We start from the raw sequence: 26,490 nt of genomic DNA on the forward strand, positions 1-26,490 counted from the left end.
TTTCTTCACGCGAACCGTGTCCACTTCTCTGGAAAACGCTCGAGTTCGGGAATTTTTCCCGAACCCGTTCGGGACGTTTTGAATGGTGCGCAACTTTTTTGACGCCCGTAAGATCGTCCGCGGCGTACCGGCAGACACCAATGCAGCCGGATTGGGATGGGACGAAGTAAAATGGGCGCGCGATTCCTGTTTATCGGGACAATATCACTGTGTCTGGTTCCCGGGAGTGACTGTGCTCAAGCCCAGGACGCGCCCGGTGCGACCGAGGTCTTACCCGCCATCGAGGTGGTTTCGCCGGGGACAGCTGCCAGGCCCGCACGCAACAGAAATGCGCCGCGGGCGACCAGGAACGTCCGCAGGGTTTTCGTCTATCCGACCGCGCCCACGCCGACGGCCGGTTCCGGAATGGATGTCGACAAGGTGGCGGCAAGCGTCAACGCGGTGGGGGCCGGGCAGATTGCGCGCACCGGCTCGCTGAACATCGCGGACGCATTACAGCAACAGGTGCCGGGTATCATCATCAGTGATACGACCGGAAATCCGTTTATGCCTGACATACAGTTTCGGGGTTTCGTCGCATCTCCAGTCGCCGGAACGCCTCAGGGACTGGCGGTTTACCAGAACGGCGTGCGCGTCAACGAAGCGTTCGGCGACACCGTCAACTGGGATTTGATCCCGACGGCCGCGATCAGGTCGGTCACCGTCGTCACCAACAATCCCGCCTTTGGTCTCAATGCGCTTGGCGGCGCCGTCAACGTCCAGATGAAGGATGGCTTCAACTATCGCGGCGCCGAAATCAACACGATGGGCGGTTCGTTCGGACGCATCCAGAGTTCGGCGCAGTATGGCAAGCAGGTCGACAATTTTTCCGTCTATGGCGCGCTCGAAGGCGTGCGTGACAACGGCTTTCGCAATTTTTCGGAGTCGGCCATTCGCCGGTTCTACGGCGATGTCGGCTACCGGACCGATAGCAGTGAATTTCACCTCAACGTCGGCTTAGCCAAGAACAATTTCGGCGCGGCTGCGACGGTGCCGGTTGAACTGCTGCAGAATTACTGGGGCGCCACCTACACCACGCCGCAGACGACGTCCAACCAGGTTGCCTATGCCAATCTGACCGGAAAGGTCGAGGCCACGCCGACCTGGACGATCGAAGGTTCGGCGCGCGTCCGCGCTTTCAGGCAAAAGACGGTCGATGGCAATCCGACCGAGACGGAGCGATGCGGTGCCGATCCGGGGCTGCTTTGCTTTAACGATGACGACGTGCCGGCGAATGGCCTGAACGGCGTCCAGCTCGCCAATCCCTTCCCCGACAATGCCGTGCTGGGACAGATCGACCGAACCACAACACGTTCGGTCACGACCGGGGCAACCCTGCAGGCAACCAATACCGACCAGCTGTTCGGGCACAACAACCAGTTCATGGTTGGCGCCAGTATCGACTCCGGTGTCACCCGCTTCGGGGCCAGCGCGGAACTCGGAACCATCGGTTCAAATTACGTCGTCAATGGCAGCGGCATCTATCTCGGGCCATCCGGCGAGCCGATCTCGATCGGCCCGGTTTCGCTTCGCGCCACCAACCGGTACACCGGGCTCTACGCGTCAGACACGCTCGACGTGACCGATAGATTTTCGATCACGGGCGGCGGCCGGTTCAACCATGCGCATATTAAGCTGGAGGATCAGATCGGTACGGCGCTCAACGGCGAGCACACGTTTACCCGCTTCAACCCGATGATCGGCGGCACCTACAAGATCACGCCCGCCTTGACGGCTTATGCCGGGTATTCCGAAGCCAATCGTGCGCCGACCCCGCTGGAACTCGCATGCGCCGACCCCTTGCGCCCCTGTCTCATTGCAGCATTCCTCATCGCCGACCCGCCGCTGAAACAAGTCGTGTCCCGCACCATCGAGGCAGGCTTCCGCGGAACGTCGGAGCTCAATATCGGAACCTTGAGTTGGAAAGTTGGTGCGTTCCGTGCCACCAATGCCGATGACATCCTCGCGATTCCGAGCCCGGAGCTGCAGGGATTTGGCTATTTCCAGAACGTAGGCCGGACCCAGCGCCAGGGCATCGAGGCCCAGGTCAATCTGACGTCGAAGACACTGCAACTATATGCCAGCTACGCCCTCGTGGATGCGCGCTTCCTCGACACGCTGCAGGTCGGCTCCAACAGCCCGTTCGCCGATGACAACGGCAATGTCCAGATTCTGCCGGGAAATCGAATTCCGGCGATCCCCCGCAACCGGATCAAGTTCGGCATCGACTACGCGATCACGGATGCCTTCAAGGTTGGAGGCGATGCGCTGTTTGTCGACAACCAGTATTTTGCTGGCGACGAATCCAATCAGGCGCCGAGACTGCCGTCTTATGCGGTGTTCAACCTGCACACCTCGTATCAGATCAACAAGACGCTTCAGATCTATGGGCGCGTGGATAACATCTTCGACAACCGCTATGCGACCTTTGGCACCTTCTTCGATACAGGGGACGTGCCCAATTTCGCCAATGGCGGCGCACCCTTCACCGACGCGCGATCGCTCAGCCCGGCGCGGCCACGCGCCTTCTACGCGGGCCTGAAGGCGACTTTCTGAGGCGAACCTTCACGGCCGGTTCCACCAGGCATGACCGATCCATGCCAGCGTCAATGCGCCTGCAATCCACAACAGGATGATAACAGCCATTCCCGCTCGGCTGGTCGGACGCTGCGCGGCCGCGTTCGCCTTGGCGCGGCATTCGACCATGATCTCATCGGGAATCAACGTCACCACGAGCCAGATGCCCAAGGGGAGCAGGATCAACTCGTCGAGATAGCCGATGATGGGGATGAAGTCTGGAATGAAGTCGATCGGTGACAGCGCATATCCGGCAACTGCGATGGCGAGCGCCTTCGCGTACCACGGCACGCGCGGATCGCGGGACGCGAGATAGATCGCGTGAGCGTCGCGTTTCAGACCCTTCGCCCACGATTTGATACGAGAGAGCATTGCGCCTTCCAGAGTACCGGGTTCCTTGGCCAAAGGTAGCAGCGTGAGCAGAACTTGCGGGGCATTTCAGCCGCGCTTTTTGCGGGTTGATGACCGGGTAAGACGCAGGCGGCCATTGGTGCGCGGCAGAAACTGCTTGCCCCTGGTAGAGAGAAAATCGAGCATCGCCTGCGCCGGCGGCAGCAAGACCTTGTCCTTGCGGGCCAGCACGAACCATTGCCGGACCACGGGAAGGCCGACCACGTCGAGGGTCGTCAATCGCCGTTCGTCCAGCTCGGTAGCCACCGTGTGCGCGGAAATGAATGCAATGCCGAGACCCGCAATCACGGCCTGCTTGATGGTCTCGTTGCTGCTCATGGCAAGGCCGATCTTGGGGCGAATGCCGGCGGATTCGAACAGCTGCTCCATCAGGCCGCGCGTTCCGGATCCGGGTTCGCGCGTCAGGAAAGTCTCGCTCGCAAGCTCGCCCGGCGCGATGCGGGTTTTTCGCGCCAGCCGATGTCCGGTCGGCGCGATGATGACGTGGGGGTGGTCGCCGATCAGGTGAACGTTCATGTCGATGTCGGCCGGCGGGCGGCCCATGATCGCAAAGTCGAGATCGTAGCCGCGCAATGCCGTGCCGATCTCCTGCCGGTTTCCGATCGAGAGCGTGACTTCGACGTCCGGGTGCCGCTTTGAAAATCCTGAAATCATGAACGGCACGAAATATTTCGCGGTGCTGACGGCGCCGATCGAGATGCGGCCGGCGGTCTTGCCCGCCATCATCGCCATCGTGGTTTCGCAATCTGATATCGCCGCCTCGATCCGCTCAGTCAGCGCCAGCACTTCGCGCCCGGCATCCGTCAGCAGCATGCCGTCGCCGGTGCGCTGGATCAGCGGCAGCCCGGCGAGTGCCTGCAAATTGCGAAGCTGCAGCGTGACCGCGGGCTGGGTGAGATGGAGCTGTTTGGCCGCTGATGTGACCGATCGGCTTTTTTGAACAGCGGCCAGTGCGCGCAACTGGCGGATCGTCACTTCCCGCAATAACCGGCCTGCCATTGCCGCACCCTTTATAACAAAAACTTTGCCCAGACCAAAGATAACAAAATTTTACTAATTCGGCAAACTGCGTTTCCTTTGACATTGCGGATTGCCAAACCGGCGAGACGCTTGAGAGCCCCCGAAAGAGGGCACATGGGAGACGGCCATGGACGAGCGCGTGACGCTGCGTTCACATCTCGATCGGTCCGCGTTGCAGACGCCGCTGCATGGCGCTGCGCTTGCCGACGTGATCAAGGCGATTGCCGCCGCTTCCATCGAGCTTGCCGGGTTAATCGCGGATGGGCCGTTCGCAGGCATCACCGGGCGGAACGGCGGCATCAATCCGGACGGCGATCAGCAAAAGGATATCGATGTCGCCGCCGATGAAATGATACGGCGCGCCTTGCGCGGCACCCCGGTGGCGGCGGTTCTTTCCGAGGAAGCGGCGCTGCCGGAAACCTTGCGTCCTTCGGCGCCGTTCTGTGTTGCGATCGACCCGCTCGATGGATCGGCCAACCTCGACAACAATATCTCGGTCGGCACCATCTTTTCGATCCGCCCCAGGGGCAACGACCTGCTTTCGACCTTCTTCGAGCCCGGCACGGCGCAGTGTGCCGCGGGTTTCATTGTCTACGGTCCGCAGACCACGTTCGTCCTCGCGCTCAACGCGCGCGTCGATGTCTTCATGCTCGATCGCCACGCGCAGGAGTTTGTGCAGACCCGGCAGGGCGTGCAGATCGCACGCAATATGCCGGAGTTCGCCATCAACGCGTCCAATCACCGCCACTGGCACGGGCCGGTCCGCACCTATATCGACGAGTGTCTCTCCGGCACCAGCGGCGGCGGCGAGGCGGATTTCAACATGCGCTGGATCGGTTCGCTGGTGGCCGAAGCGCTTCGCATCCTGGTGCGTGGCGGCGTGTTTCTTTATCCGGCCGATGCCCGCCCGAGCTATCGGGAAGGGCGGCTTCGCCTGCTGTACGAAGCCCATCCAATGGCGCTGATCATGGAATGGGCTGGAGGCGCGGCGTCGACCGGGCGCCGGCGAATTCTGGAACTGGCTGCAAAAACCCCGCATCAGCGGGTGCCACTGATCATGGGATCGGTGCACCACGTGCGCGACGTAACCGCCATTCACGACAGGATCGAACCGATGTTCGACAATAGCGACGCACCGCTGTTTGCGCGGCGCGGTCTGTTTCTCTGACGGGGCGATCGACATGTCACGGGCTCATCCCATCATATCGATCACGGGTTCGTCGGGCGCCGGCACGACGTCGGTGAAGAAGACGTTCGAGCAGATCTTCCGCCGCGAAAAGGTGGTTGCGGCCTATATCGAAGGCGACGCCTTCCACCGCTACAATCGGTTCGAGATGCGCACGAAAATGCTGGAGGAGGCTGAGCGCGGCAACAGGCATTTCAGCCATTTCAGCCCGGAAACCAACCTGTTCGTGGAGCTCGAACGGGTGTTCCGGGACTACGGCGAATCCGGCACCGGAACGACGCGTCATTACATCCACGACGACGAAGAGGCGAAGCTGTACGGCGCCGAACCGGGCACGTTCACCGACTGGCGCAAATTGCCTGAGAATTCCGACCTGCTGTTCTACGAAGGACTGCACGGCGCCGTCGTGACCGACAAGGTCAACGTCGCGCAGCATGCCGATCTCAAGATCGGCGTCGTGCCTGTCATCAACCTGGAATGGATCCAGAAGCTGCACCGTGACCGCAGCGCCCGCGGCTATACCGCGGAGGTGGTGACCGACACCATCCTGCGGCGCATGCCCGACTACGTGAACTATATCTGCCCGCAATTCGCCGAGACCGACATCAATTTCCAGCGCGTGCCGACCGTCGATACCTCGAACCCGTTCATCGCGCGCTGGATTCCGACGCCGGATGAATCGATGGTGGTGATCCGCCTTAAGAATCCGCGCGGCATCGATTTTCCGTATCTGCTGTCGATGATCCCGCACAGCTTCATGTCGCGCGCCAATTCGATCGTGATCCATGGCGCGAAACTCGATCTGGCGATGCAGCTCATCCTCACCCCGCTGATCCTGCAACTGATGGAACGCAAGAGGCGCACGACATGAACGCTCCCCTGTCCCGCACTGTCACCCGTCCGGATGCTTCGCACGCGGAAATGGCCAACGCGATCCGTTTTCTGGCGATCGATGCGGTCGAGCAGGCGAAATCCGGTCATCCCGGCATGCCGATGGGCATGGCCGACGTAGCGACTGTCCTGTTCTCGCGGTTCCTCAAATTCGATCCGGCCGACCCGGCATGGCCCGACCGCGATCGCTTTGTGCTCTCCGCCGGTCACGGCTCGATGCTGCTGTATGCGCTGTTGCACCTGACGGGCTATGAGGGCGTGACGTCGGACGAACTCAGGGCCTTCCGGCAATGGGGATCGAAGACGCCGGGACATCCGGAGTATGGCCACACGCCTGGCGTCGAGACCACCACCGGGCCGCTCGGGCAGGGCATCGCCACCGCCGTCGGCATGGCACTCGCCGAACGACTGATGAATGCGCGCTTCGGCGACGACTACGTCGATCACTTCACCTATGTGATATCAGGCGATGGCTGCCTGATGGAAGGCCTCAGCCATGAGGCGATCTCGCTGGCCGGTCATCTCAGGCTCAACCGGCTGATCGTGCTGTTCGACGACAATGAGATTTCGATCGATGGCGCGACCTCGCTGTCGTGTTCGGATGACCAGCTCGCGCGGTTCAAGGCCTCCGGATGGTCGGCCTGCCGGATCGACGGCCACGACCCCGAAGCCATCGCCTCCGCCATCGAACGGGCCCGCACCAGCGACCGGCCGTCGTTGATTGCCTGCCGCACGCTGATCGGTTTCGGGGCGCCGAACCGCCAGGGCAGTGAAAAAGCCCATGGCGCGCCACTCGGCGCCGATGAGGTTGCAAAGACCCGCGATGCGCTGAACTGGCCGCACCCGCCATTCCAGATTCCGGAGCATATCGTGGCGCAATGGCGCAATGCCGGCGCACGCGGGCATGCCGCCCGCCGCAGCTGGATCGAGCGGACCAAGCGCTGTGCCGCGGCGCGCTCGCCGTTTCACGATGCCCTCAATCGCAATCTGCCGTGCGGCTACGTTGACACGATAGCGGGGTTGCGCGATCGCTTCTCTGCCGAGCGGCCGAACATTGCGACCCGGCAGGCATCGCAGCTGGTGATCGACGGGATCGCCGAGGCGCTGCCGAATCTGCTCGGCGGCTCCGCCGATCTGACCCATTCCAACCTGACGCGCGCCAAGACGCATCGGCCGGTGCAGGCCGATTGCCTCAACGGCAGCTACATTCACTACGGCGTCCGCGAGCACGCGATGGCGGCGGCGATGAACGGCATCGCGTTGCATGGCGGCTTCATTCCCTATGGCGGCACCTTTCTCAGCTTCGCCGACTACAGCCGCCCCGCGATCAGGCTGGCGGCATTGATGGGTATCCGCGTCATCCATGTGATGACGCACGACTCGATCGGACTGGGCGAAGATGGCCCCACTCACCAGCCGGTCGAGCATCTGGCATCGCTGCGGGCGATCCCCAATTTGCTGGTGTTTCGCCCCGGCGATGCCGTTGAAACCGCGGAGGCCTGGGACTGCGCGTTACGCGCCCAAAATAGCCCGTCGCTGCTGTGCCTGTCGCGGCAGGCGATGCCGACGTTCCGCGAAGCCGGCGAGCAGAATCTGGTCGCGTTTGGCGCCTACGTCGTGGTCGATCCGGAGGAAGGCCGTGACGTCACCCTGATCGCGACGGGCTCGGAAGTATCGATCGCCATGCACGCGGCCGAACTGCTGGCAAGCGTCGGCGTCCGCGCGGCCGTGGTCTCGGCGCCGTGCTTCGAATTGTTTCGCCAGCAATCGCGCGAATATCGAACCGCGGTGCTCGGACGCGTGCCACGGATCGGTGTCGAAGCCGCGGTCGAGGGCGACTGGGCGCGCTGGCTCGGCGATGACGGCGAATTCGTCGGCATGACCGGCTTTGGCGCGTCCGCACCGGCCGAAACGCTCTACCGCGAGTTCGGCATCACCGCGGACGGGGTAGCGAAGGCCGCCCTGCGCTGTATCGCACGGGCAAGGATGGCGGCAAGCGACACATGACCGGCTGCAAACAAGCAACGACACGGAGGCGCCAATGGCCAGGATCACACTGAGGCAATTGCTGGATCATGCCGCCGAGCGCGGCTACGGCGTGCCGGCATTCAACATCAACAATATGGAGCAGGGCCTTGCGATCATGGAGGCGGCGGCCGCCGTCGATGCGCCTGTTATCATCCAGGCCTCGCGCGGCGCACGCTCCTACGCCAACGACATCATGCTCTCGAAGATGATCGACGCGCTGGAGGAGATGTATCCGCAGATTCCGCTGTGCCTGCACCAGGACCACGGCAATGAGGAAGCAACCTGCGCCACCGCGATCAAGCATGGCTTCACGTCCGTCATGATGGACGGCTCGCTCAAGGCCGATGCCAAGACCGCGGCGGATTATGACTACAACGTCGATATCACCCGCCGGGTCGTCGACATGGCGCACTGGATCGGCGCTTCGGTCGAAGGCGAACTGGGCGTGCTCGGCTCGCTGGAGCATGGCGGCGGCGAGCAGGAGGACGGCCACGGCGTCGAAGGAGAGGTCAGTCATGACCAGCTGCTGACCGATCCGGACCAGGCGGTCGATTTCGTCCGCGCCACCAAGGTCGATGCGCTGGCGATCGCGATGGGCACTTCGCACGGCGCCTACAAATTCTCGCGCAAGCCGGACGGCGACATCCTTGCGATGCGGGTGGTCGAGGAGATCCATCGCCGGCTGCCGAATACGCATCTGGTGATGCACGGTTCCTCCTCGGTGCCGCAGCCGCTGCAGGACATGTTCAACCAGTTCGGCGGCGAGATGCCGCAAACCTGGGGCGTGCCGGTCGAGGAGATCGTCCGCGGCATCAAGCATGGCGTCCGCAAGGTCAACATCGACACCGACTGCCGGCTGGCGATGGCCGCGGCGTTCCGCAAGGTCGCGACCCAAAGCCGCAGCGAATTCGATCCGCGCAAATTCCTCAAACCGGCGATGGACGCGCTGCGCGACCTTTGCCGTGAGCGCTTCGAGCAATTCGGCACCGCCGGCCACGCCTCGAAGATCAAGGTCGTTCCATTGGCCGAGATGGCGAGGCGCTATCGCTCCGGCGCGCTCGACCCACGCATCGGGGAGATGACCCATGCCGCCTGATCTTTTGATCCCCACGCTTCCGACCAGCCGCCGCACGCAACAAGAGGAAACCAAGATGAACCAGCACTCGATGACCATTCGCGGCAAGGAACGCTACAAGTCCGGCGTCATGGAATACAAGAAGATGGGCTATTGGGAGCCCGACTATGTGCCAAAGGACACCGACATCATCGCGCTGTTCCGGGTCACGCCGCAGGATGGCGTCGATCCGATCGAGGCCGCGGCGGCCGTGGCCGGCGAATCCTCGACCGCAACCTGGACCGTGGTGTGGACCGACCGGCTCACGGCGGCGGAAAAATACCGTGCGAAGTGCTATCGCGTCGATCCGGTTCCGAATTCACCGGGGCAATACTTCGCCTATATCGCCTACGATCTCGATCTGTTCGAGAACGGATCGATCGCCAACCTGTCGGCGTCGATCATCGGCAACGTGTTCGGCTTCAAGCCGCTGAAGGCGTTGCGGCTGGAGGACATGCGGCTGCCGGTGGCCTATGTGAAGACGTTCCAGGGCCCCGCGACCGGCATCGTGGTCGAGCGCGAGCGCATGGACAAGTTCGGCCGCCCGCTGCTCGGGGCCACCGTGAAGCCGAAGCTCGGGCTCTCAGGCCGCAACTACGGACGCGTGGTCTATGAAGCGCTGAAGGGCGGGCTCGACTTCACCAAGGACGACGAGAACATCAACTCGCAGCCGTTCATGCATTGGCGCGAGCGCTTCCTCTACTGCATGGAGGCGGTCAACAAGGCGCAGGCCGCGTCCGGCGAGATCAAGGGTACCTATCTCAACGTCACCGCCGGAACCATGGAGGACATGTACGAGCGGGCCGAATTCGCCAAGGAGCTCGGTTCGGTCATCATCATGATCGACCTCGTCATCGGCTACACCGCGATCCAGTCGATGGCGAAGTGGGCGCGCCGCAACGACATGATCCTGCATCTGCATCGGGCAGGGCATTCGACCTACACACGGCAGCGCAGTCATGGCGTCTCGTTCCGCGTCATCGCGAAATGGATGCGGCTCGCCGGGGTCGATCATATCCATGCCGGCACCGTGGTCGGCAAGCTCGAAGGCGATCCGGCGACCACGCGCGGCTATTACGACATCTGCCGCGAGGACTACAATCCGGTGCGGCTCGAGCACGGCGTGTTCTTCGACCAGAACTGGGCCAGCCTCAACCGGATGATGCCGGTCGCATCCGGCGGCATTCACGCCGGGCAGATGCACCAATTGCTCGATCATCTCGGCGAAGACGTGATCCTGCAGTTCGGCGGCGGCACCATCGGTCACCCGATGGGCATTCAGGCCGGTGCGACCGCCAATCGCGTGGCGCTGGAAGCGATGATCCTCGCCCGCAACGAGGGCCGCGACTATCTGCGCGAAGGGCCGGAAATTCTGGCCAAGGCGGCAGAGACCTGCACGCCGCTGAAGTCGGCGCTCGAGGTCTGGAAGAACGTCACCTTCAACTACGAATCGACCGACATGCCCGACTACGTCCCCACACCCAGCGTCGCAATGTAAGGAGCGAAATCATGCGTATTACCCAGGGCTGCTTCTCGTTCCTGCCGGACCTTACCGACGAGCAGATTTCCCGCCAGGTCCAGTATTGCCTGGAGAAGGGATGGGCGGTGAACATCGAGTTCACCGACGATCCGCATCCTCGCAACAGTTTCTGGGAGATGTGGGGATTGCCGATGTTCGATCTCCGCGACGCTGCCGGCGTGATGATGGAGCTCGGTCAATGCCGCAAGGTGTATGGCAACAGCTACATCCGCCTGTCGGCGTTCGATAACAGCCACGGCTGGGAATCGGTGCGGCTGTCCTTCATCGTCAACCGGCCAAAGGACGAACCCGGCTTCCGCCTCGAGCGGCACGAGATGGCCGGCCGCAACATCCGCTACACCACGAAGTCCTACGCGGTCGATCGCCCCGAAGGCGGTCGCTACGGTTAGCTCGCTCGTTTCTCCTGCCGGCCGGCGGTGCTCCCTCATCGACCCCAGCCGGAAGTACTGCTCCGTCGCCATAAGGGTGGCGACGGAGTTTTTTTCTCGAAAGGCGGTTCGCAGATGGATTTGGATGCCTCACCAATGACAGACCGGGTCAATCTCCGCGAAGAGCTCGAGGCCGTCGGCAGCGAGGAGATCCTGACGCAGCTCGACCGCGAGCTGATCGGGCTGAAGCCGGTCAAGACCCGCATTCGCGAGATCGCGTCGCTGCTATTGATCGAACGTATCCGCAAGCGCATGAATCTGACGACGGACACGCCGACACTGCACATGTCGTTCACCGGCAATCCCGGCACCGGCAAGACCACGGTGGCGCTGCGGATCGCGGGCATTCTCCACCGGCTTGGTTTCGTCCGCCGCGGCCATGTCGTCTCGGTCACCCGCGATGAGCTGGTGGGACAATATATCGGCCACACCGCGCCCAAGACCAAGGAGGTGCTGAAGAAGGCGATGGGCGGCGTGCTGTTCATCGATGAGGCCTATTATCTCAATCGGCCGGACAATGAACGCGACTACGGCCAGGAGGCGATCGAGATATTGCTGCAGGTGATGGAATCGCAGCGCGAGGATCTGGTGGTGATCCTTGCCGGCTATGGCGACCGCATGGAAAAATTCTTCGCCAGCAATCCGGGTTTCCGCTCCCGCATCGCCCATCACATCGATTTTCCGGACTATTCCAATGATGAGCTGCTTGCCATCGCCGAGCTGATGCTGCACGACATGAACTACAAGTTCAGCGACGAAGCGCGGCAGGCGTTCATCCGCTACATCGCGGCACGCGTCACCCAGCCGCTGTTCTCCAACGCGCGCTCGATCCGGAACGCGCTCGACCGCATGCGGCTGCGCCAGGCCAATCGTCTCGTCGCCGATCTCGACCGCATGCTGGACGCCGACGACGTGATGTCGCTGCAGGCGTCGGACGTGCTCGCCAGCCGGGTGTTTTTGAAGGATAAGTCGTAGTTGCCATCGCGCATGACGAGCGCCGGATCAGGGCAAGTCTTTGCGCCGAATTTCGCCGGTCTCGTACTCCTAGTCATCGAGTATCGCCATCCCGGTTGCGGTATTGCCGGGGTTGTAGAGGTAGGCCTGCGGGAACGGCGAATGATCGGCTCGGCTTGGCAACCTCGTAGAATGCGTGCGCAGCGTCCTAAATCGGATCAGACAGTGAGCTTAGCCTCGCCCTTGCCGGCCGCATAGCCAGGGGCGCGGGTCGAGCAGGCCTCTCTCCCTAATTTCGCAATACTCTTAGCGCCCGATGGGTCTACACTGTCGGCGGCAGATTTGTGCTGGCATGCACCAAATGGCGATGAGAGATTGCGAATGACCGATGTGACCGAGAAAACCCCTCCCGCTTCCCCGGCCGACGCAGCTTTCCGGCCGCATTCGTCCCATTGGGGCGTGTTTTCGGCGCGCTGGCAGGGCGATGAACTCGAGGTTCGGCCGCATCCTGACGATCCCGATCCGAACCAGATCATCGATAATTTTCCCGGCGCCTTGCGCCACCGCGCGCGGGTCGCGCAGCCGATGGTGCGCCGCGGCTGGCTCGAAGGAAAACGCGGCCCGGACGCGCGCCGCGGACGTGATGAATTTGTCCCGATGTCGTGGAAGGACGCGCTGGACCTGCTCGGCGCGGAACTCGCCCGGGTGCGGGACAATTACGGTCCGGGCGCGGTGTTCGGCGGATCCTATGGCTGGTCGAGCGCGGGCCGCTTTCACCATGCGCAAAGCCAGGTCCATCGCTTCCTGAACGTCGCCATGGGCGGCTACGTCAAGTCGGTCAATTCATATAGTTCCGGCGCTGCCACCGTCGTGGTGCCGCACATCATCGGCGACTATGAGGATTTGACCAAGCGCAACGTCTCCTGGGAGCAGATCGCCGAGCACAGCGATGTCGTGCTCGCCTTCGGCGGTATGGCGCTGAAGAACAGCATGGTGGCCGGCGGCGGCACCAGCAAGCACGTCGAGCGTGGCGCGATGGCGCGCGCCGCCGAACGCGGCTGCCAGTTCGTCCATGTCAGCCCGCTGCGCGGCGATTTGCCGGATGAAGCCCGCTCGCAATGGATCAGCAACATTCCCGGCACCGATGTCGCCCTGATGCTGGCGCTGGTGTATACGCTGGTCGTCGAGGGCCTGCACGATCGCGCGTTCCTCGATCGCTTCACGGTCGGCTGGCCGGTGTTCGAGCGTTACGTTCTGGGCGAGACGGACGGCCAGCCCAAGGACGCGGCATGGGCCGCCGCGATATCAGGCGTTGCCGCCGACACCATCGTGGCGCTCGCACGCAAGCTTCACGGCCGCCGCGCGCTGATCGTGGTCTCGCATTCGCTGCAACGCGCCGAACATGGCGAGCAGCCGGTCTGGATGGGCGCCGTGCTCGCCGCAGCATTGGGGCAGATCGGCCTGCCGGGCGGGGGCTACGCCTACGCGCTCGGGGCCATCGCGTATTACGGACGGCGCTACAATTCCGTGCCGACGCCGACACTTTCGCAAGCGCGCAACGGCGTCACCGAATTCATTCCGGTCGCCCGTATCGCCGACATGCTGCTCAATCCCGGCGGCACCTATCGCTACAACGGCAAGACCAAGACCTATCCCGACATCAAGCTGGTCTATTGGGCCGGCGGCAATCCCTTCCATCATCATCAGGACATCAATCGCCTGCGGAAGGCTTTTGCGCAGGTCGATACGTTGGTGGTGCATGAACTGGGCTGGACCGCGACGGCGCGGCATGCCGATTTCGTGCTGCCCGCCACCATGACGCTGGAGCGCGAGGATATCGGCGCCAACGCCAACGATCCCTTGCTGGTGCCGATGCAGCAGATTGCGCCGCCTTATGGCGAAGCGCGGGACGATTACGCCATCTTCTCCGATCTCGCCGAACGCCTCGGCAAGCGCGAAGAGTTCACCGAAGGCCGCAATGTTCGTCAATGGCTGGAGCATCTGTACGAGCCGACGCGGAAAGGGCTGGCGGAGCGCGGATTAGCGGCGCCGAGTTTCGACGAATTCTGGAAGGGCGACGGCCTGATCATGCCGCAGCATCCCGACGATGGCGGGCAGTTGCGCCGTTTCCGCGACGATCCGGAAAATGCAAAACTGCCGACGCCCAGCGGCAAGCTCGAGATTTTCTCGGAGACCATCGCGGGCTTTGGCGAGGCCGACTGTCCGGGTCATCCGGCCTGGCTCGAGCGGGTCCAGGTGCCGGCGCCTTCGGCGCCGCTGATTCTTGTCGCCAACCAGCCGGCGACGCGGTTGCATAGCCAGCTCGATTTCGGTGGCCACAGTGCAGCGTCGAAGCACCGCGGACGCGAGGTGGCATGTATGAATCCGATCGACGCCGCCGCGCGCGGGATTTCCGATGGCGACATCATTCGCCTGTTCAACGAGCGCGGCGCGTGTCTTGCAGGCGTACGCGTCACCGACGACATCCGGCAGGGCGTGATCCAGTTGGCTACCGGCGCGTGGTACGATCCCGCCGATCCCCAGGAAGAAGCCTCGCTCTGCGTGCACGGCAATCCGAACGTGCTGACGCGGGACGTCGGCACGTCCTCTCTGGCGCAGGGCTGCACCGGACAACTGACGACCGCCGAGGTCGAACGTTTCACCGGCAATCTGCCGCCGATCCAGGCCTATGATCCGCCCGTGACCGCGAAGCGCGGAAGCTAGGTCATGGATAAAGTCGATCTCTGCTTCACGCCGGCAACGGAGCTGGCGGGCGCGATCCGCGCCAAAAAACTATCCTCCGTCGAAATCACGTCGACGGTGCTGGAGCGCATCACAGCCCTCGAGCCCAAACTGAACGGCTTTGCCCATCTCGCGGCGGAAGAGGCGATGGCCGCCGCGAAAACTGCCGACACCGCCCTTGCCAAGGGAGCCTCTATGGGTCCTCTGCACGGGGTCCCCGTGACCATCAAGGACCTCGAACCGGTGCGCGGCATGCCGTTCGAACGCGGGACCTATTTGTTCCGCGGCGAGGTCGCGCCCGCAGATAACGTCGCGGTCGCGCGGCTCCGCGAGGCGGGCGCCATCATCCTCGGCAAGACCACCACGCCCGAATTCGGCTGGAAGGGCGTCAGCCACAGCCCGCTGACCGGGGTGACGCATAATCCCTGGAAGCTCGGTTTGAACGCCGGCGCGTCTTCTTCCGGCGCCGGCGTAGGCGCTGCGGCGGGCTATGGTCCGCTGCATCAAGGCAGTGATGGCGCGGGCTCGATCCGCATGCCCGCGCATTTTTGCGGCGTCTACGGAATCAAGCCGACCTACGGACGCGTGCCGCAATCGCCGATGACCCCGAGCGACAACACCGTGCATCTCGGCCCTTTGACGCGCACGGTCGCCGACGCTGCCCTGATGCTCAAAGTGATGGCCGGCCGCCATCCTGACGATCAATCGAGCCTCGAAGGACCGCCTGCCGACTATCCCGCACAGTTCGCGAGCCGGCCGCGCGCGCCGCGTATCGCGTTCAGTCCGGATCTCGGCCATGCCCGCGTCGATCCTGATGTGGCGGCATTGGTGCGCAAGGCCGCGGAGGTGTTCGAAACCGAGCTCGGCTGGCGCGTCGAACAGGTGGCAACGCCATGGGGGCCAAAGGGCCCGGAACTGGCGCGCTTCTTCTGGCCGGCGCATTACAGCCGTTACGCGGATCGCGTCGCCGAATTCCGCGACCGGCTGGATCCGGGCTTTGTTGCATGTTTTGAGGCCGGACAGCACATCACGCTGTCAGACTATTTGAAAATGAAAGTCGCAAAACTCGCTTATTGCGCGGAGATCCACCATTTCTTCGAGGATTGGGATTTCCTCCTGACACCGGCGGTGTCGGTTGCGGCATTCCCCGCCACGCAGTTGCAACCCGACCACTGGCCGCAACATCCGTGGGACTGGATGTCGTGGGCGGAGTTTTCCTATCCCTTCAACCTGGCGCAGAATCCGGCCGCGTCGCTTCCCTGCGGGTTCACCGCATCAGGCCTGCCGGTGGGCTTGCAGATCGTCGGCCGGCGCTGTGACGATCTCGGCGTGCTGCAAATGTCCGCCGCTTTCGAGGCCGTACGTCCATGGGCCTCCGCGCGTCCGCCGATCGCTTGAGAAGCGCAACGGCGGGGCGATAGCCTACGCGACTTCCAGCGCCCGCGCGTAGGTCAGCCCTGAATTGGCGATGTGCGACGTCATCAGTGTCTCGAAAGCCGCGAGCTCGCCGCGCTCGAACAGGTGGAGCAGCTTGCGGTGCTCGTCGAACGAGGCTGGTGTCTGGACGTCGACCGGTGCGCTCAAATTGGTGCGCAGCGCGGCCACGCGTCCCGATACCAGTTGATAGGACTCCACGAGATAGCGATTGCCGCAGTGCGCGAAGAAGGCCTCATGCAGCGCGGTATCCGCTCGCCCATAGGCGACGTTGTCCTTGGCCGCCAGCGCCAGCTCCGTCTCCGAGATCGCGGACCGCATCGCCGCGAGTGCGCCGGCGCGGTCATGACGATAGGCGAGCTCGGCAGCCTTGGGCTCGATGATGATCCTGAACGCGCAAAGCGCCGAGATGTCGGCCGCGCTCGGGGTAAAGACAAAGCTGCCGACCTGCGGCCTTATCACCACGAGCCCCTGCGATTGCAACAGACCCATCGCTTCGCGCACCGGCGTTCGGCTGACGCCGAACGATTGCGCGATCATCTCTTCGGAAATGACCGCACCCAGTCCGAATTCGCCATCGATGATGGCCTGACGCAGCCGCAGCATGACCCGCTGCGACAGCGACTTCGGTGCATCGAGCTTGAGCGATTTCATGGGCCCTCTTGCCTCCGCCTCGATCAGATCACCTTTCCGGGATTGAGCAAATGATCGGGATCGAGCGCCGCCTTCAGCGTGCGCATCAGCGCGATCTCCGCTTCGCTGCGCGCATGGCCGAGCCATTTCTTCTTCATCGTGCCGATGCCGTGTTCGGCGGAGACGCTGCCGCCCATCTCGCGCACCAGGCCGTAAATGATCGCGTCCATTGCCTCCTTTGGCTGGCGCTCGACCGGCAGGCCCGCGACCCAGGACACCAGATGCAAATTGCCGTCGCCGATATGGCCGTAATAGACGCTCTCGCATCCGGTGATGCCGGCGGCCAGCGCGGCCTTGCAGCGGCTGACGAACTCGTCCATCCGCGCCACCGCAAGCCCGATGTCGTAGGAAATGTGCGGGCCGAGCACCTGGCCGAATTCCGAACAGATGTCGCGCACCGCCCAGAACGCCTTGGTCTGCGCCACCGATTGCGAGACGGCGGCGTCCTGCAGCAGTCCCCGCGCCATCAGGTCTTCGAGCCAGGCTTCGAAATGCGGCGTATCGATGCTCTCATCGGTGCCTTGCGCCTCCACCAGCACATAGAGACCATGACCGGTGCCGACCGGCGAGCGCACGCCGGCCCGCGCGGTGATCACCTCCCAATAGTCCGGCCACATCACTTCGAACGCCGACAGCAGTGGACCGAGCCCGCCACGCGCCGCGTCGAGCAGATCAAGCACCGCAGGATAATCAGCTACGGCGCAGAGTGCCGCCATAGTGGAGCGCGGTTTCGGAAACAGCCGCAATACGACGCGGGTGATGATGCCGAGCGTGCCTTCCGAGCCGATGAACAGATGCTTCAGATCGTAGCCGGCATTGTTCTTCAGCAGCTTGTTGAGGTTGGTCACGATGGTGCCGTCCGGCAGCACCACTTCGAGACCAAGCACCAGTTCGCGCGTCATGCCGTAACGGATAACGCGATTGCCGCCGGCATTGGTGGAAAGATTGCCGCCGATGGCGCAGGAGCCGCGCGATCCCAGATCGAGCGGAAAGAAGAAGCCGGCTTCATCCGCGGCCTTTTGAATCGTCTCCAGCGGCGTGCCGGCCTTCACCGTCATGGTCGCGCTGGCGCGATCGATCTCCTCGATGCCGACCATTCGCTCCAGCGATATGGCGACCCAGCCTGGCTCCGGTGCGGCACCGCCGCACAGGCCGGTCAATCCGCCTTGCGGCACGAATGGCAGCTGCGCCTTGCGGCATGTCGAGATCGCCTCGGATACGCCGGCCGCGTCCAGCGGCCGAACCACTGCGATTGGTGTTTGCGGCAGGCTCGCGCTCCAGTCGTTGCAGTTGCGGGCGGGAATATCGGCGCCGGTCAGCACCGCCTGCGGGCCGAGTTTGAGCTGCAAGGCACTGAGCAGCTCCAGCGGTCGTTCGGGTCGCGTCATCGCATCCATGGCGGAGCCTTTGTTGGTCCGTCGCGCGTCCATGCGTTTTTGGCAGCGCGGCCTGCTCAATACCGAGTTGAGGTCTTCTTGTATGTAAGGTACAAGATAAGTCAAGAAGCCCATTTGGGGCGTCCAAATGCAATGGGAGAGGTCATGACAGCAGCAATTCGCGGGTTTTGGGCGGCTGCGCCCACACCGCTGACGGCCAGTGGGACCGTGGATCACGCGAAGCTCGCGGGACACGCCCTCAACCTCTTCAAAAAGGGTGTCGACGGAGTCGTGCTGTTCGGCACCACCGGCGAGGGCACCTCATTCGGTATGGCCGAGCGGATCGCGACCGTCGAGGCGTTGCTCAAGGCCGGCGTGGCGTCGTCGCGCATCGGGCTTGGCGGCGGCTTTCCCGCCATTACCGACAGCATTGCGCTGGCGCGTTCGGCGCTGAGCCTCGGATTGAACCATGTGCTGATCCTGCCGCCCTATTTCGACCGTGCCGTCACGCCTGAGGGAATCGAGGATTCGTTCGCCGCGATCTTCGATGCCGTGGCTGACGACCGCCTTCGCGCCACGCTCTATCATATCCCGCAGGTGTCCGGCGTCGCCGTGCCGGTCGCGGTGGCGGCCAATCTGCGCAAGCGCTACGGCGCTGTCGTCGCAGGCCTCAAGGACTCAAGCGGCGACTTCAGGCAATTCCAGGCGTTTCGTGCCGCCGCGCCCGAGCTTGCGATTACGGTCGGCAACGAGGCCGATATCGCCCGCGCCATCGCAGCCGGCGGCGCCGGCACGATTTGTGGAATGGGCAACGTCGTGCCCGGCCTGGTTCAGGCCATGATCAACGGGACCGGCGCGGAAGCGCGCATGCAGGCCGCCATTGACGTCGTGGCCAGCGGGCCGTCGTTCCCCGCGACGTTGAAGGCAATTCTCGCCGCGCAGAGCGGCGACGCCGGCTGGCTGCGGGTGCGTCCACCGCTGCGCCAGTGCGCCGACGGCGCGGCTTTCAAGGCGAAGCTGGAGACGTTGATGAGCCCGGAGGTCGCCTGAAGGTCTCAAGCCGAAGTCTCACGTGCCGTACGCAACGCTCGAAGCTCTCTCGGGTACGGCCTGCATCTTGAAACCGGCGCGCGGCGCGGCGCGGCTCTTGCTCGTGGCCGCGGCGCGGCTCTTGCATGTGGCAAGTCGTGCTCTTGCATGGAGGGTCTGTTTGATGACACCGTGCGGTCGCTTCGGGTAGGGGACACCGACCTGAACACTCTCGTTGCGTTTCGGTATTGGACTTCTCGATGCTGCTTCTGATTGCCCGGCGTCTCGGTCTCGGCCTGCTGGTCGCGCTCACGGTGATGACGCTTGCATTCATGCTGACGCGGCTGTCGGGCGACCTTGCCATTTCAATCGCCGGGCCTTCCGCGACGCAGGCCGACGTCGAAATCATCCGCAAGGCCTACGGCCTCGATCGTCCGCTCTACGTCCAGTTCTTTAGCTGGGTCGGCCGCGCCATGGTCGGCGATTTCGGCCAGAGCTACTTCTTCAAGGACAGCGTCTCCAACCTGATCGCGAAGCGCTTGCCCATCACGCTCACGCTCGGCCTGGTGGGGCTGAGCCTGGCTCTGATCATCTCGATCCCGCTCGGCATCCTCGCGGCGGTCCGCGAGAACACCTGGCTCGACCGCGGTGTCACCATGTTCACGATGGTGGGGCAGGCGATCCCGAGCTTCTGGCTCGCCTTGATCCTGATGATCGTGCTCGGTCTCAATCTCGGCATCCTGCCGATCTCTGGCACGGGAACCTGGCAGCACTTCGTAATGCCGGGCATCGTGCTCGCTTTTACGGCAATCCCGGCACTGACGCGGTTGACTCGCTCCGGCATGATCGAGGCGATGGCGTCCGACTATATCCGCACCGCGCGCGCCAAGGGCCTGTCGCGCGCGCGCATCATCTTCAAGCACGCGCTGCGCAATGCCGCGATTCCTGTGGTGTCGATTGCCGCCGTGCAGCTCGGCTTCATGCTGGGCGGCTCCATAGTCATCGAAACGGTGTTTGCGCTGCATGGCGTCGGCTATCTTGGCTGGGAGAGCATCGCCAAGAACGATTTCCCTGTGGTGCAGGCGGTGGTCCTGGTGCTGGCCGCGATTTATATCGGCCTCACGCTGCTTTCCGACATCCTCAACGCGCTGCTTGATCCGAGGCTCCGGACCGGATGAGCGAACCGATTGCAATCCATGCGCCGCTGACGTCGCGGGTCGGCGTGGCCGGCTTTACGGTCGGGATCGTCATCGTCGGGATCATCGCGGTGGCCGCAATCATCGGCAATCAGCTGGTGCCGCATGATCCCTTCACCCAGGACCTCGGCAACCGCCTCAAGCCGCCATTCTGGATGGAGGGCACCCAGGCCGGGCATCTGTTCGGCACCGATCAGCTCGGCCGCGATTATCTGGCGCGGCTGGTGTACGGCGCGCGCATTTCGCTGCTGATCGGCATCATGACGGTTATCACGTCGGGGTTGATCGGCATCACGCTCGGCGTGCTCGGCGGCTTCTTCGGCGGCCGCATCGACGACGCCGTGCTGTTCGCTATCACCACGCGGCTGTCGATCCCGGTGGTGCTGGTCGCGCTCGCGGTCGTGGGGTTGATGGGCTCGGGCCTTGGCCTCGTGGTCGCAACCCTCGGGCTTCTGTTATGGGATCGTTTTGCGGTCGTGGCGCGCGCGACCACGATGCAGATTCGCAGCCTCGATTACGTCAATGCCGCCCGCTGCGCCGGCGCCTCGACCCCGCATCTGCTGATCAAGGAGATCCTGCCGAACATCGCGAGCCATCTTGCCGTGGTGGCAACGTTGGAAATGGCGCTCGCGATCCTGCTCGAGGCGGCGCTGTCGTTCCTCGGCCTCGGCGTGCCGCCGCCGCTGCCGTCGTGGGGGCTGATGATCGCCGAGGGCAAGGATTACATGTTCTTTTCGGCCTGGGTGATCATGGTGCCCGGCGTCGCGCTCTTCATCCTGGTGCTCGGCATCAATCTTGTCGGCGACGGATTGCGCAATCTGCTCGGTTCGGAGCGGTCGCGATGAGCGCATTGCTTGATATCGAGGATCTCGAAGTGATGTTCGGCGGCCGCAGCGCGGCGGTACGCGGCGCCTCGTTGCAGGTTGAGAAGGGCGAGACCCATTGCCTGGTCGGCGAATCCGGCTGCGGCAAATCGGTGACCGCGCTGTCGATCATGAACCTGCTCGCGCGCGGCGGCCGGCGCGCCGCCAAACGCATGAGCTTCGCCGGCACGGACCTTCTTTCGCTGTCCGACCGCGAGATGGCGCGCCTGCGCGGCAATCGGATCTCGATGATCTTCCAGGAGCCGATGACCAGCCTCAACCCGGCCTTTACGATCGGCTCGCAAATGGCTGAGGTGCTGACCCGCCACAAGGGCGGCTCCCGCACCGCCGCGCTCGAGCGGGCAGTCGAATTGATGGGCCGCGTCGGTATCACCGCGCCGGAGATGCGGCTCGGCCAGTTCCCGCACCAGCTTTCCGGCGGCTTGCGTCAGCGTGTCATGATCGCGATGGCGCTGATGTGCGATCCCGAACTGCTGGTCGCCGACGAGCCGACCACCGCGCTCGACGTTACCGTGCAGGCGCAGATTTTGCGGCTGCTGGCGACCTTGAAGCGCGAACTCGGCCTTGCGATCCTGCTGATCACCCATGACCTCGGCATCGTCGCCCGCGTCGCCGACCGGGTGTCGGTGATGTATGCGGGCGAGGTGGTGGAGCGCGCGCCGACCGCGGAATTGTTCCGCAGCCCACAACACCCCTATACGCGCGGATTGCTGTCCTGCGTGCCGGTGCCGGGCCGGGTGCAGCGTGATCGGCCGCTCGGCTCGATCCCGGGTGTGGTGCCGGCGATCGGACCGGGCTTTGCAGGCTGCGCGTTCCGCTCGCGCTGTTCCCATGCCGACGCCAGCTGCGAACGCGAAATCCCGCGCCGTCAGGCAGGTAGCGCGCACGACTATCTGTGCCGGCTCGCACCGGAATTTTCGGAGCCGCAGCCCGCATGAGCGTCGCGATCGAAGTCCAGAATTTGCGGTGCGAGTTCCGGGTCAACGCCGGCTGGTTCGCGGCGGAAAAACGCGTGATCGCGGTCGACGACGTTACCTTCAGCGTGCCGGCGGGCAGCGTGCTCGGCATTGTCGGCGAATCCGGCTGCGGAAAATCCACCCTCGCGCGGCTGATCCTCGGGCTGCTGAAACCGACGGCGGGGACCGTGCTGGTCGACGGCAAGCGCCTGTTCGACCTCGACCGCAAGGCGCGGGCGCGGCTGATCCAGCCGGTGTTCCAGGATCCGTTCGCCTCGCTCAATCCGCGGCACCGCATCAAGGACATCGTTGCGCTGCCATTGACCGCCCAGGGCACCTTCTCACGCGCGGAAATCGAGCGCCGGGTCGCTCAAATTCTCGAACGCGTCGGGCTTTCGGCGGCGATGGGCGAGCGCATGCCCTCGCAACTCTCCGGCGGGCAGCGTCAGCGGGCGGCGATTGCCCGTGCGCTGGTGCTCGAGCCGCGGATCGTGATCTGCGACGAGCCGACCAGCGCGCTCGACGTTTCCGTGCAGGCGCAAATCCTCAATTTGCTCGCCGATCTGCGCCGCGATCTCGGACTGACCTATCTTTTCATCAGCCACAATCTGGCGGTCGTGGAGCATGTCGCGAGCGAGGTCGCGGTGATGTATCTCGGCCGTTTCGTCGAGCGCAACGAAACCGACGCGCTGTTTCGTGCGCCCGGTCATCCCTACACGCAGGCGTTGCTGCAAAGCGTGCTGACGCCGGAGCCGGGCCGTGGCGTGCCCGACATCGGCCTCGGCGATGCCATGCCGGATCCGGCCAATATTCCCCCGGGCTGCCGGTTCAACCCGCGCTGCGGCATCGCCGTCGAACGCTGCCGCCGTGTGGCACCAACGCCCATGGTCCGCGCGCCCCAGGGAATGGTAGAGTGCCATCTGGCATAGAGTGTGCTTGAAATCGGTCTTGCGATCGGAACCAAAGGAGGACGGCATGGGCGTGCAATTGAGATTTGGTGCGGCGATCCTCGCGGCGGCACTGGTCGGTGCCGGCGCATCCCCGGCGCTGGCGCAGAAGTCCGCCGACACGTTGCGGATCACGATGCGGGACGCGCTGCCGAACGTCGATCCCTACTATAACAATCTGCGCACCGGCGTGGTGATGCACCACCAGGCCTGGGACGGGCTGGTTTACCGCAATCCTGAAACGTTCAAGAACGAACCGCTGCTCGCCACCGAGTGGAAGCTGCCGGATTCGACCACAATCGAATTCACGCTCCGGCCCGGCGTCAAATTCCACGACGGCAGCGCGTTCACCGCCGATGATGTGGTCTACACGCTCAATCTGGTGTCCGATCCCGCGAGCAAGGTGTCGACGCCCGCGAACTACAACTGGATTGAAAAGGCCGAGAAGACCGGCGACCTGTCGGTACGCGTCAAGCTGAAGCGGCCGACGCCCGCGGCGCTGGATTATTTCGCCATGGTCGTGCCGATCTATCCGAAGGCCTATCGCGAGAAGGTTGGCGCGGAAGGCTACGCCAAGGCGCCGGTCGGCACCGGCCCCTACAAGATCACCAAGGTTGAGGCGGGCGCCTCCATCGACTTCGAGCGTTTCGAGGATTATTGGGCCGGCAGCCCCAAGGGCAAGCCGGCGATCAAGAAGATGAGCGTGCGCTTCGTTCCAGACGCGACGACGGAAATGACGGAGTTGCTGGCCAGCCGCGCGGACTGGATCTGGAACATGAATCCCGACCAGTTCGAAAACGTGAACAAGCTTCCGCACATTGCGGCCGTGCGCAAGGAATCGATGCGGGTCGGCTATCTCTCGCTCGACGCGGCCGGCCGCACCGGCGCTGATAATCCGATCACCAAGCTCAAGGTACGCCAGGCGATCTGGCACGCGATCGACCGGCAGGCGATGGCCGACAAGCTCGTCACCGGCGGCAGCCGTGTTCCGGCGGCGCCCTGCTTCCCGACCCAGTTCGGCTGCAACGGCGAGGCCGCGACGATCTACGACTACAATCCCGCCAAGGCCAAACAGCTTCTCGCCGAGGCCGGCTATCCTGATGGCTTCGACCTCGAAGTGGCGAGCTATGTGCTGCCGCAGTGGGGCTCGGCGGTTCAGAACTACCTGATTGCCGTCGGTATTCGCGCCAAGCTCAACCAGCTGCAGACGGCGGCACTGATCCAGAAGGCGAAGGCCGGCGAACTGCGCACCTACATCGGAAGCTGGGGCAGCTATTCGATCAACGACGTGTCGGCTTTCATGCCGAACTTCCTTGACGGCGGCGCCGACGACTATGCGCGCGATCCGGACGTGCAGAAATGGCTGATCGAAGGCGGTTCATCGATCGACCCGGAAGTCCGCAACAAGGCCTACTCGGCCGTGATCCAGCGCGTCACCCAGCAGGCCTATTTCGCGCCGCTGCACACCTATGTGACGACCTACGGCTATTCCAAGCAGCTCGATTTCACGCCGTACTCGGACGAACTGCCGCGCTTCTATCTGGCGAAGTGGAAGTAGCAAGAGCTGAACGCGCCCGGCGCGGCATCGCCCGCGCCGGTTTAGCCCACTGGCGTCTTCGGTTTCGAAGCGTCTAGAATGCCCGAATCTCGGCGCGGCATTCGGGAACGCGATGACAGGATTGCTCAGTCGGCGTGATGCGTTGGTGCGGAGCGCGGGGCTTGCGGCGGCAGGCCTGGTTTCTACGGCCGGCTTTGCCGCACCTGTCCGCAAGCCGGTTTCCGGCGATGCGATCGACGCCGCGCTGCAGGCGAAAGTTGCGGCCAGGGAAATACCCGGCGTGGTCGCGATGGCCGCGAACGAAACCTCGGTCGTGTATCAGGGCACGTTCGGCACCCGCAACGTCGCGGCCACAATGCCAATGTCACCAGATACGGTTTTTCGCATCGCCTCGATGGTCAAACTGCTGACCTCGGTGGCCGCTTTGCAACTGGTCGAGCGCGGCAAACTGAAACTGGATGAGCCGGCCGCCAACATCGATCCGACGCTCGCCGCGCCTCAAGTGCTTGCGGGTTTCGATGCCAAAGGCGCGCCGCAGCTGCGACCGGCGCACAAGCCGATCACGCTGCGAAACCTGCTGACGCACACATCCGGCTTCAGCTACCCGCTGTGGGATCCGAATGTGGTTCGCTACCAGAAAGCGGCGCGGGCGGATCCGGCGCTGCCGCGCCGGCCGCTGATGTTCGAGCCGGGCGCACGATGGGCCTATGGCGGCAGTATCGACAATGTCAGCCAGCTGGTTGAGATCGCCAGCGGGCAAACCATCGATCGCTATTTCAGTGAACACATCACCGGCCCGCTCGGCATGAACGACACCGGCTTTGTCATCACCGAGCAGCAGCGTGCCCGCCAGGCCAGCCTGCATGTGCGCGACGCCAGCGGAAAGCTCGTCGCAAAACCGTTCGAGAAGCTGGCCCCGACATCGGCCTTTTCCGGCGGCGGCGGCATCTATTCGACCGCGCCGGACTATCTGGTCCTGCTGCAGGCGTTGCTGAACGGCGGACGTTTTCGCGGCACAAGCCTGTTGCGGCCGGATACCGTCGCAATGATGTCGACCAACCAGATCGGCAATATCGAGGCAGGAATTCTCAAGACCGCCAATCCGGCGCTTTCGAACGACGTGGATTTTTTTCCGCGCGTCCATCTGCGCTGGGGGCTCGGCCATATGATCAATGTCGATCCGGTCCGCGAAGGCCGCGCGGCGGGCAGCCTCACCTGGGCCGGCCTGTTCAATACCTATTACTGGATCGATCCGAAGAAGCGCATTGCGGGCGTGATCATGATGCAGATCCTGCCCTTCGTCGACAAACAGGCGCTGCTGGCCTACCGGCAGTTCGAGCGCGGGATATATCGCGCGCTCGGGGCGGCCTAGTAACCTCCGGGTGACTGCCATTCCGCCGACGTAGATGTGATTGAAACGGGCGCGATGGCGGGCAGTTCGCCGGTCGAAAATATGATAGACCGCCGTCATTCCCGTCCGAAAACAG

Annotated in this window: 21 protein-coding genes; 17 read left to right on the forward strand and 4 right to left on the reverse strand. The window is 63.7% G+C overall.

Going from position 1 to position 26,490, the window contains the following annotated elements:
- The first annotated feature begins 156 nt into the window (after positions 1 to 156).
- Positions 157 to 2,595 (forward strand): TonB-dependent receptor domain-containing protein, encoded by a 2,439-nt coding sequence (locus JQ575_RS08230; protein WP_212032716.1) that lies wholly within the window; start codon positions 157 to 159, stop codon positions 2,593 to 2,595.
- 9 nt (positions 2,596 to 2,604) lie between these two features.
- Here JQ575_RS08230 and JQ575_RS08235 read toward each other — a convergent pair whose 3' ends face one another.
- Complete coding sequence (locus tag JQ575_RS08235) at positions 2,605 to 2,988, reverse strand: YkvA family protein (RefSeq protein WP_212032833.1); 384 nt, start codon at positions 2,986 to 2,988, stop codon at positions 2,605 to 2,607.
- Between the two features lie 66 nt (positions 2,989 to 3,054).
- Entirely contained in the window at positions 3,055 to 4,026 is a 972-nt protein-coding gene (locus JQ575_RS08240) for a LysR substrate-binding domain-containing protein (protein ID WP_212032717.1), read from the reverse strand.
- Positions 4,027 to 4,174: 148 nt separating this feature from the next.
- Here JQ575_RS08240 and JQ575_RS08245 point away from each other — a divergent pair, with 148 nt between their 5' ends.
- The 9 genes from JQ575_RS08245 (at position 4,175) to JQ575_RS08285 (ending at position 16,328) form a co-directional block, all read left to right on the forward strand.
- Complete coding sequence (locus tag JQ575_RS08245; RefSeq protein WP_212032718.1) at positions 4,175 to 5,215, forward strand: class 1 fructose-bisphosphatase; 1,041 nt, start codon at positions 4,175 to 4,177, stop codon at positions 5,213 to 5,215.
- 13 nt (positions 5,216 to 5,228) lie between these two features.
- Positions 5,229 to 6,104 carry a phosphoribulokinase gene (locus tag JQ575_RS08250; RefSeq protein WP_212032719.1) on the forward strand — a complete coding sequence of 292 codons (876 nt, stop codon included), beginning with the start codon at positions 5,229 to 5,231 and terminating at the stop codon, positions 6,102 to 6,104.
- Positions 6,101 to 8,131 carry a transketolase gene (gene tkt / locus JQ575_RS08255; RefSeq protein WP_212032720.1) on the forward strand — a complete coding sequence of 677 codons (2,031 nt, stop codon included), beginning with the start codon at positions 6,101 to 6,103 and terminating at the stop codon, positions 8,129 to 8,131. Before JQ575_RS08250 ends, tkt begins: the two co-directional genes overlap by 4 nt.
- A gap of 34 nt (positions 8,132 to 8,165) precedes the next feature.
- A complete protein-coding gene (fba, locus tag JQ575_RS08260) occupies positions 8,166 to 9,248 on the forward strand; it encodes a class II fructose-bisphosphate aldolase (protein ID WP_212032721.1) in 1,083 nt (360 codons plus the stop codon).
- Positions 9,249 to 9,303: 55 nt separating this feature from the next.
- Positions 9,304 to 10,764 carry a form I ribulose bisphosphate carboxylase large subunit gene (locus JQ575_RS08265; RefSeq protein WP_192736926.1) on the forward strand — a complete coding sequence of 487 codons (1,461 nt, stop codon included), beginning with the start codon at positions 9,304 to 9,306 and terminating at the stop codon, positions 10,762 to 10,764.
- An 11-nt stretch (positions 10,765 to 10,775) separates the two neighbouring features.
- Positions 10,776 to 11,195: a ribulose bisphosphate carboxylase small subunit gene (locus tag JQ575_RS08270; RefSeq protein WP_212032722.1), complete on the forward strand. Its 420-nt coding sequence runs from the start codon at positions 10,776 to 10,778 to the stop codon at positions 11,193 to 11,195.
- A gap of 135 nt (positions 11,196 to 11,330) precedes the next feature.
- Positions 11,331 to 12,209 carry a CbbX protein gene (gene cbbX / locus JQ575_RS08275; protein WP_212032723.1) on the forward strand — a complete coding sequence of 293 codons (879 nt, stop codon included), beginning with the start codon at positions 11,331 to 11,333 and terminating at the stop codon, positions 12,207 to 12,209.
- Positions 12,210 to 12,569: 360 nt separating this feature from the next.
- Entirely contained in the window at positions 12,570 to 14,912 is a 2,343-nt protein-coding gene (locus tag JQ575_RS08280; RefSeq protein ID WP_212032724.1) for a molybdopterin guanine dinucleotide-containing S/N-oxide reductase, read from the forward strand.
- A 3-nt stretch (positions 14,913 to 14,915) separates the two neighbouring features.
- Positions 14,916 to 16,328 carry an amidase gene (locus tag JQ575_RS08285; RefSeq protein WP_212032725.1) on the forward strand — a complete coding sequence of 471 codons (1,413 nt, stop codon included), beginning with the start codon at positions 14,916 to 14,918 and terminating at the stop codon, positions 16,326 to 16,328.
- A 24-nt stretch (positions 16,329 to 16,352) separates the two neighbouring features.
- On the opposite strand, the gene JQ575_RS08290 is transcribed toward JQ575_RS08285, so the two are convergent.
- Together JQ575_RS08290 and JQ575_RS08295 are read right to left on the reverse strand one after the other, a co-directional pair.
- Positions 16,353 to 17,018, reverse strand: a complete 666-nt coding sequence (locus JQ575_RS08290) for a GntR family transcriptional regulator (RefSeq protein ID WP_212032726.1) — start codon at positions 17,016 to 17,018, stop codon at positions 16,353 to 16,355.
- 23 nt (positions 17,019 to 17,041) lie between these two features.
- Complete coding sequence (locus JQ575_RS08295) at positions 17,042 to 18,454, reverse strand: FAD-binding oxidoreductase (protein WP_212032834.1); 1,413 nt, start codon at positions 18,452 to 18,454, stop codon at positions 17,042 to 17,044.
- 144 nt (positions 18,455 to 18,598) lie between these two features.
- Here JQ575_RS08295 and JQ575_RS08300 point away from each other — a divergent pair, with 144 nt between their 5' ends.
- The 7 genes from JQ575_RS08300 to JQ575_RS08330 all read left to right on the forward strand — a co-directional run bounded on the left by JQ575_RS08300 (position 18,599) and on the right by JQ575_RS08330 (position 26,375).
- Positions 18,599 to 19,483 (forward strand): dihydrodipicolinate synthase family protein, encoded by an 885-nt coding sequence (locus JQ575_RS08300; protein ID WP_212032727.1) that lies wholly within the window; start codon positions 18,599 to 18,601, stop codon positions 19,481 to 19,483.
- 239 nt (positions 19,484 to 19,722) lie between these two features.
- Positions 19,723 to 20,640, forward strand: a complete 918-nt coding sequence (locus tag JQ575_RS08305) for an ABC transporter permease (protein ID WP_192736646.1) — start codon at positions 19,723 to 19,725, stop codon at positions 20,638 to 20,640.
- Entirely contained in the window at positions 20,637 to 21,503 is an 867-nt protein-coding gene (locus JQ575_RS08310; protein ID WP_212032728.1) for an ABC transporter permease, read from the forward strand. Before JQ575_RS08305 ends, JQ575_RS08310 begins: the two co-directional genes overlap by 4 nt.
- A complete protein-coding gene (locus JQ575_RS08315; RefSeq protein WP_212032729.1) occupies positions 21,500 to 22,480 on the forward strand; it encodes an ABC transporter ATP-binding protein in 981 nt (326 codons plus the stop codon). Before JQ575_RS08310 ends, JQ575_RS08315 begins: the two co-directional genes overlap by 4 nt.
- The gene (locus tag JQ575_RS08320; protein WP_212032730.1) at positions 22,477 to 23,427 is read left to right on the forward strand and encodes an ABC transporter ATP-binding protein; all 951 of its coding nucleotides are present in this window, start codon (positions 22,477 to 22,479) and stop codon (positions 23,425 to 23,427) included. The genes JQ575_RS08315 and JQ575_RS08320 overlap by 4 nt, the downstream gene beginning before the upstream one ends.
- A 46-nt stretch (positions 23,428 to 23,473) precedes the next feature.
- Entirely contained in the window at positions 23,474 to 25,003 is a 1,530-nt protein-coding gene (locus JQ575_RS08325) for an ABC transporter substrate-binding protein (RefSeq protein WP_212032731.1), read from the forward strand.
- 112 nt (positions 25,004 to 25,115) lie between these two features.
- Positions 25,116 to 26,375, forward strand: a complete 1,260-nt coding sequence (locus JQ575_RS08330) for a serine hydrolase (RefSeq protein WP_212032732.1) — start codon at positions 25,116 to 25,118, stop codon at positions 26,373 to 26,375.
- Positions 26,376 to 26,490: the final 115 nt, after the last annotated feature.

The organism is Bradyrhizobium sp. JYMT SZCCT0428 (assembly GCF_018131075.1).
Taxonomy (GTDB): domain Bacteria; phylum Pseudomonadota; class Alphaproteobacteria; order Rhizobiales; family Xanthobacteraceae; genus Bradyrhizobium.

What these genes read in the sequence shown, in the direction of transcription:
- JQ575_RS08305 (WP_192736646.1), top strand. Translation starts at nt 19,723, where the DNA reads ATGCTGCTTCTGATTGCCCGGCGTCTCGGTCTCGGCCTGCTGGTCGCG.
- JQ575_RS08330 (WP_212032732.1), top strand. Translation starts at nt 25,116, where the DNA reads ATGACAGGATTGCTCAGTCGGCGTGATGCGTTGGTGCGGAGCGCGGGG.
- JQ575_RS08295 (WP_212032834.1), bottom strand. Translation starts at nt 18,454, where the DNA reads ATGGATGCGATGACGCGACCCGAACGACCGCTGGAGCTGCTCAGTGCC.
- JQ575_RS08230 (WP_212032716.1), top strand. Translation starts at nt 157, where the DNA reads ATGGGACGAAGTAAAATGGGCGCGCGATTCCTGTTTATCGGGACAATA.
- JQ575_RS08315 (WP_212032729.1), top strand. Translation starts at nt 21,500, where the DNA reads ATGAGCGCATTGCTTGATATCGAGGATCTCGAAGTGATGTTCGGCGGC.
- JQ575_RS08240 (WP_212032717.1), bottom strand. Translation starts at nt 4,026, where the DNA reads ATGGCAGGCCGGTTATTGCGGGAAGTGACGATCCGCCAGTTGCGCGCA.
- JQ575_RS08285 (WP_212032725.1), top strand. Translation starts at nt 14,916, where the DNA reads ATGGATAAAGTCGATCTCTGCTTCACGCCGGCAACGGAGCTGGCGGGC.
- JQ575_RS08310 (WP_212032728.1), top strand. Translation starts at nt 20,637, where the DNA reads ATGAGCGAACCGATTGCAATCCATGCGCCGCTGACGTCGCGGGTCGGC.
- JQ575_RS08265 (WP_192736926.1), top strand. Translation starts at nt 9,304, where the DNA reads ATGAACCAGCACTCGATGACCATTCGCGGCAAGGAACGCTACAAGTCC.
- JQ575_RS08270 (WP_212032722.1), top strand. Translation starts at nt 10,776, where the DNA reads ATGCGTATTACCCAGGGCTGCTTCTCGTTCCTGCCGGACCTTACCGAC.
- JQ575_RS08250 (WP_212032719.1), top strand. Translation starts at nt 5,229, where the DNA reads ATGTCACGGGCTCATCCCATCATATCGATCACGGGTTCGTCGGGCGCC.
- JQ575_RS08325 (WP_212032731.1), top strand. Translation starts at nt 23,474, where the DNA reads ATGGGCGTGCAATTGAGATTTGGTGCGGCGATCCTCGCGGCGGCACTG.
- JQ575_RS08245 (WP_212032718.1), top strand. Translation starts at nt 4,175, where the DNA reads ATGGACGAGCGCGTGACGCTGCGTTCACATCTCGATCGGTCCGCGTTG.
- JQ575_RS08320 (WP_212032730.1), top strand. Translation starts at nt 22,477, where the DNA reads ATGAGCGTCGCGATCGAAGTCCAGAATTTGCGGTGCGAGTTCCGGGTC.
- tkt (WP_212032720.1), top strand. Translation starts at nt 6,101, where the DNA reads ATGAACGCTCCCCTGTCCCGCACTGTCACCCGTCCGGATGCTTCGCAC.
- JQ575_RS08300 (WP_212032727.1), top strand. Translation starts at nt 18,599, where the DNA reads ATGACAGCAGCAATTCGCGGGTTTTGGGCGGCTGCGCCCACACCGCTG.
- cbbX (WP_212032723.1), top strand. Translation starts at nt 11,331, where the DNA reads ATGACAGACCGGGTCAATCTCCGCGAAGAGCTCGAGGCCGTCGGCAGC.
- JQ575_RS08235 (WP_212032833.1), bottom strand. Translation starts at nt 2,988, where the DNA reads ATGCTCTCTCGTATCAAATCGTGGGCGAAGGGTCTGAAACGCGACGCT.
- fba (WP_212032721.1), top strand. Translation starts at nt 8,166, where the DNA reads ATGGCCAGGATCACACTGAGGCAATTGCTGGATCATGCCGCCGAGCGC.
- JQ575_RS08290 (WP_212032726.1), bottom strand. Translation starts at nt 17,018, where the DNA reads ATGAAATCGCTCAAGCTCGATGCACCGAAGTCGCTGTCGCAGCGGGTC.
- JQ575_RS08280 (WP_212032724.1), top strand. Translation starts at nt 12,570, where the DNA reads ATGACCGATGTGACCGAGAAAACCCCTCCCGCTTCCCCGGCCGACGCA.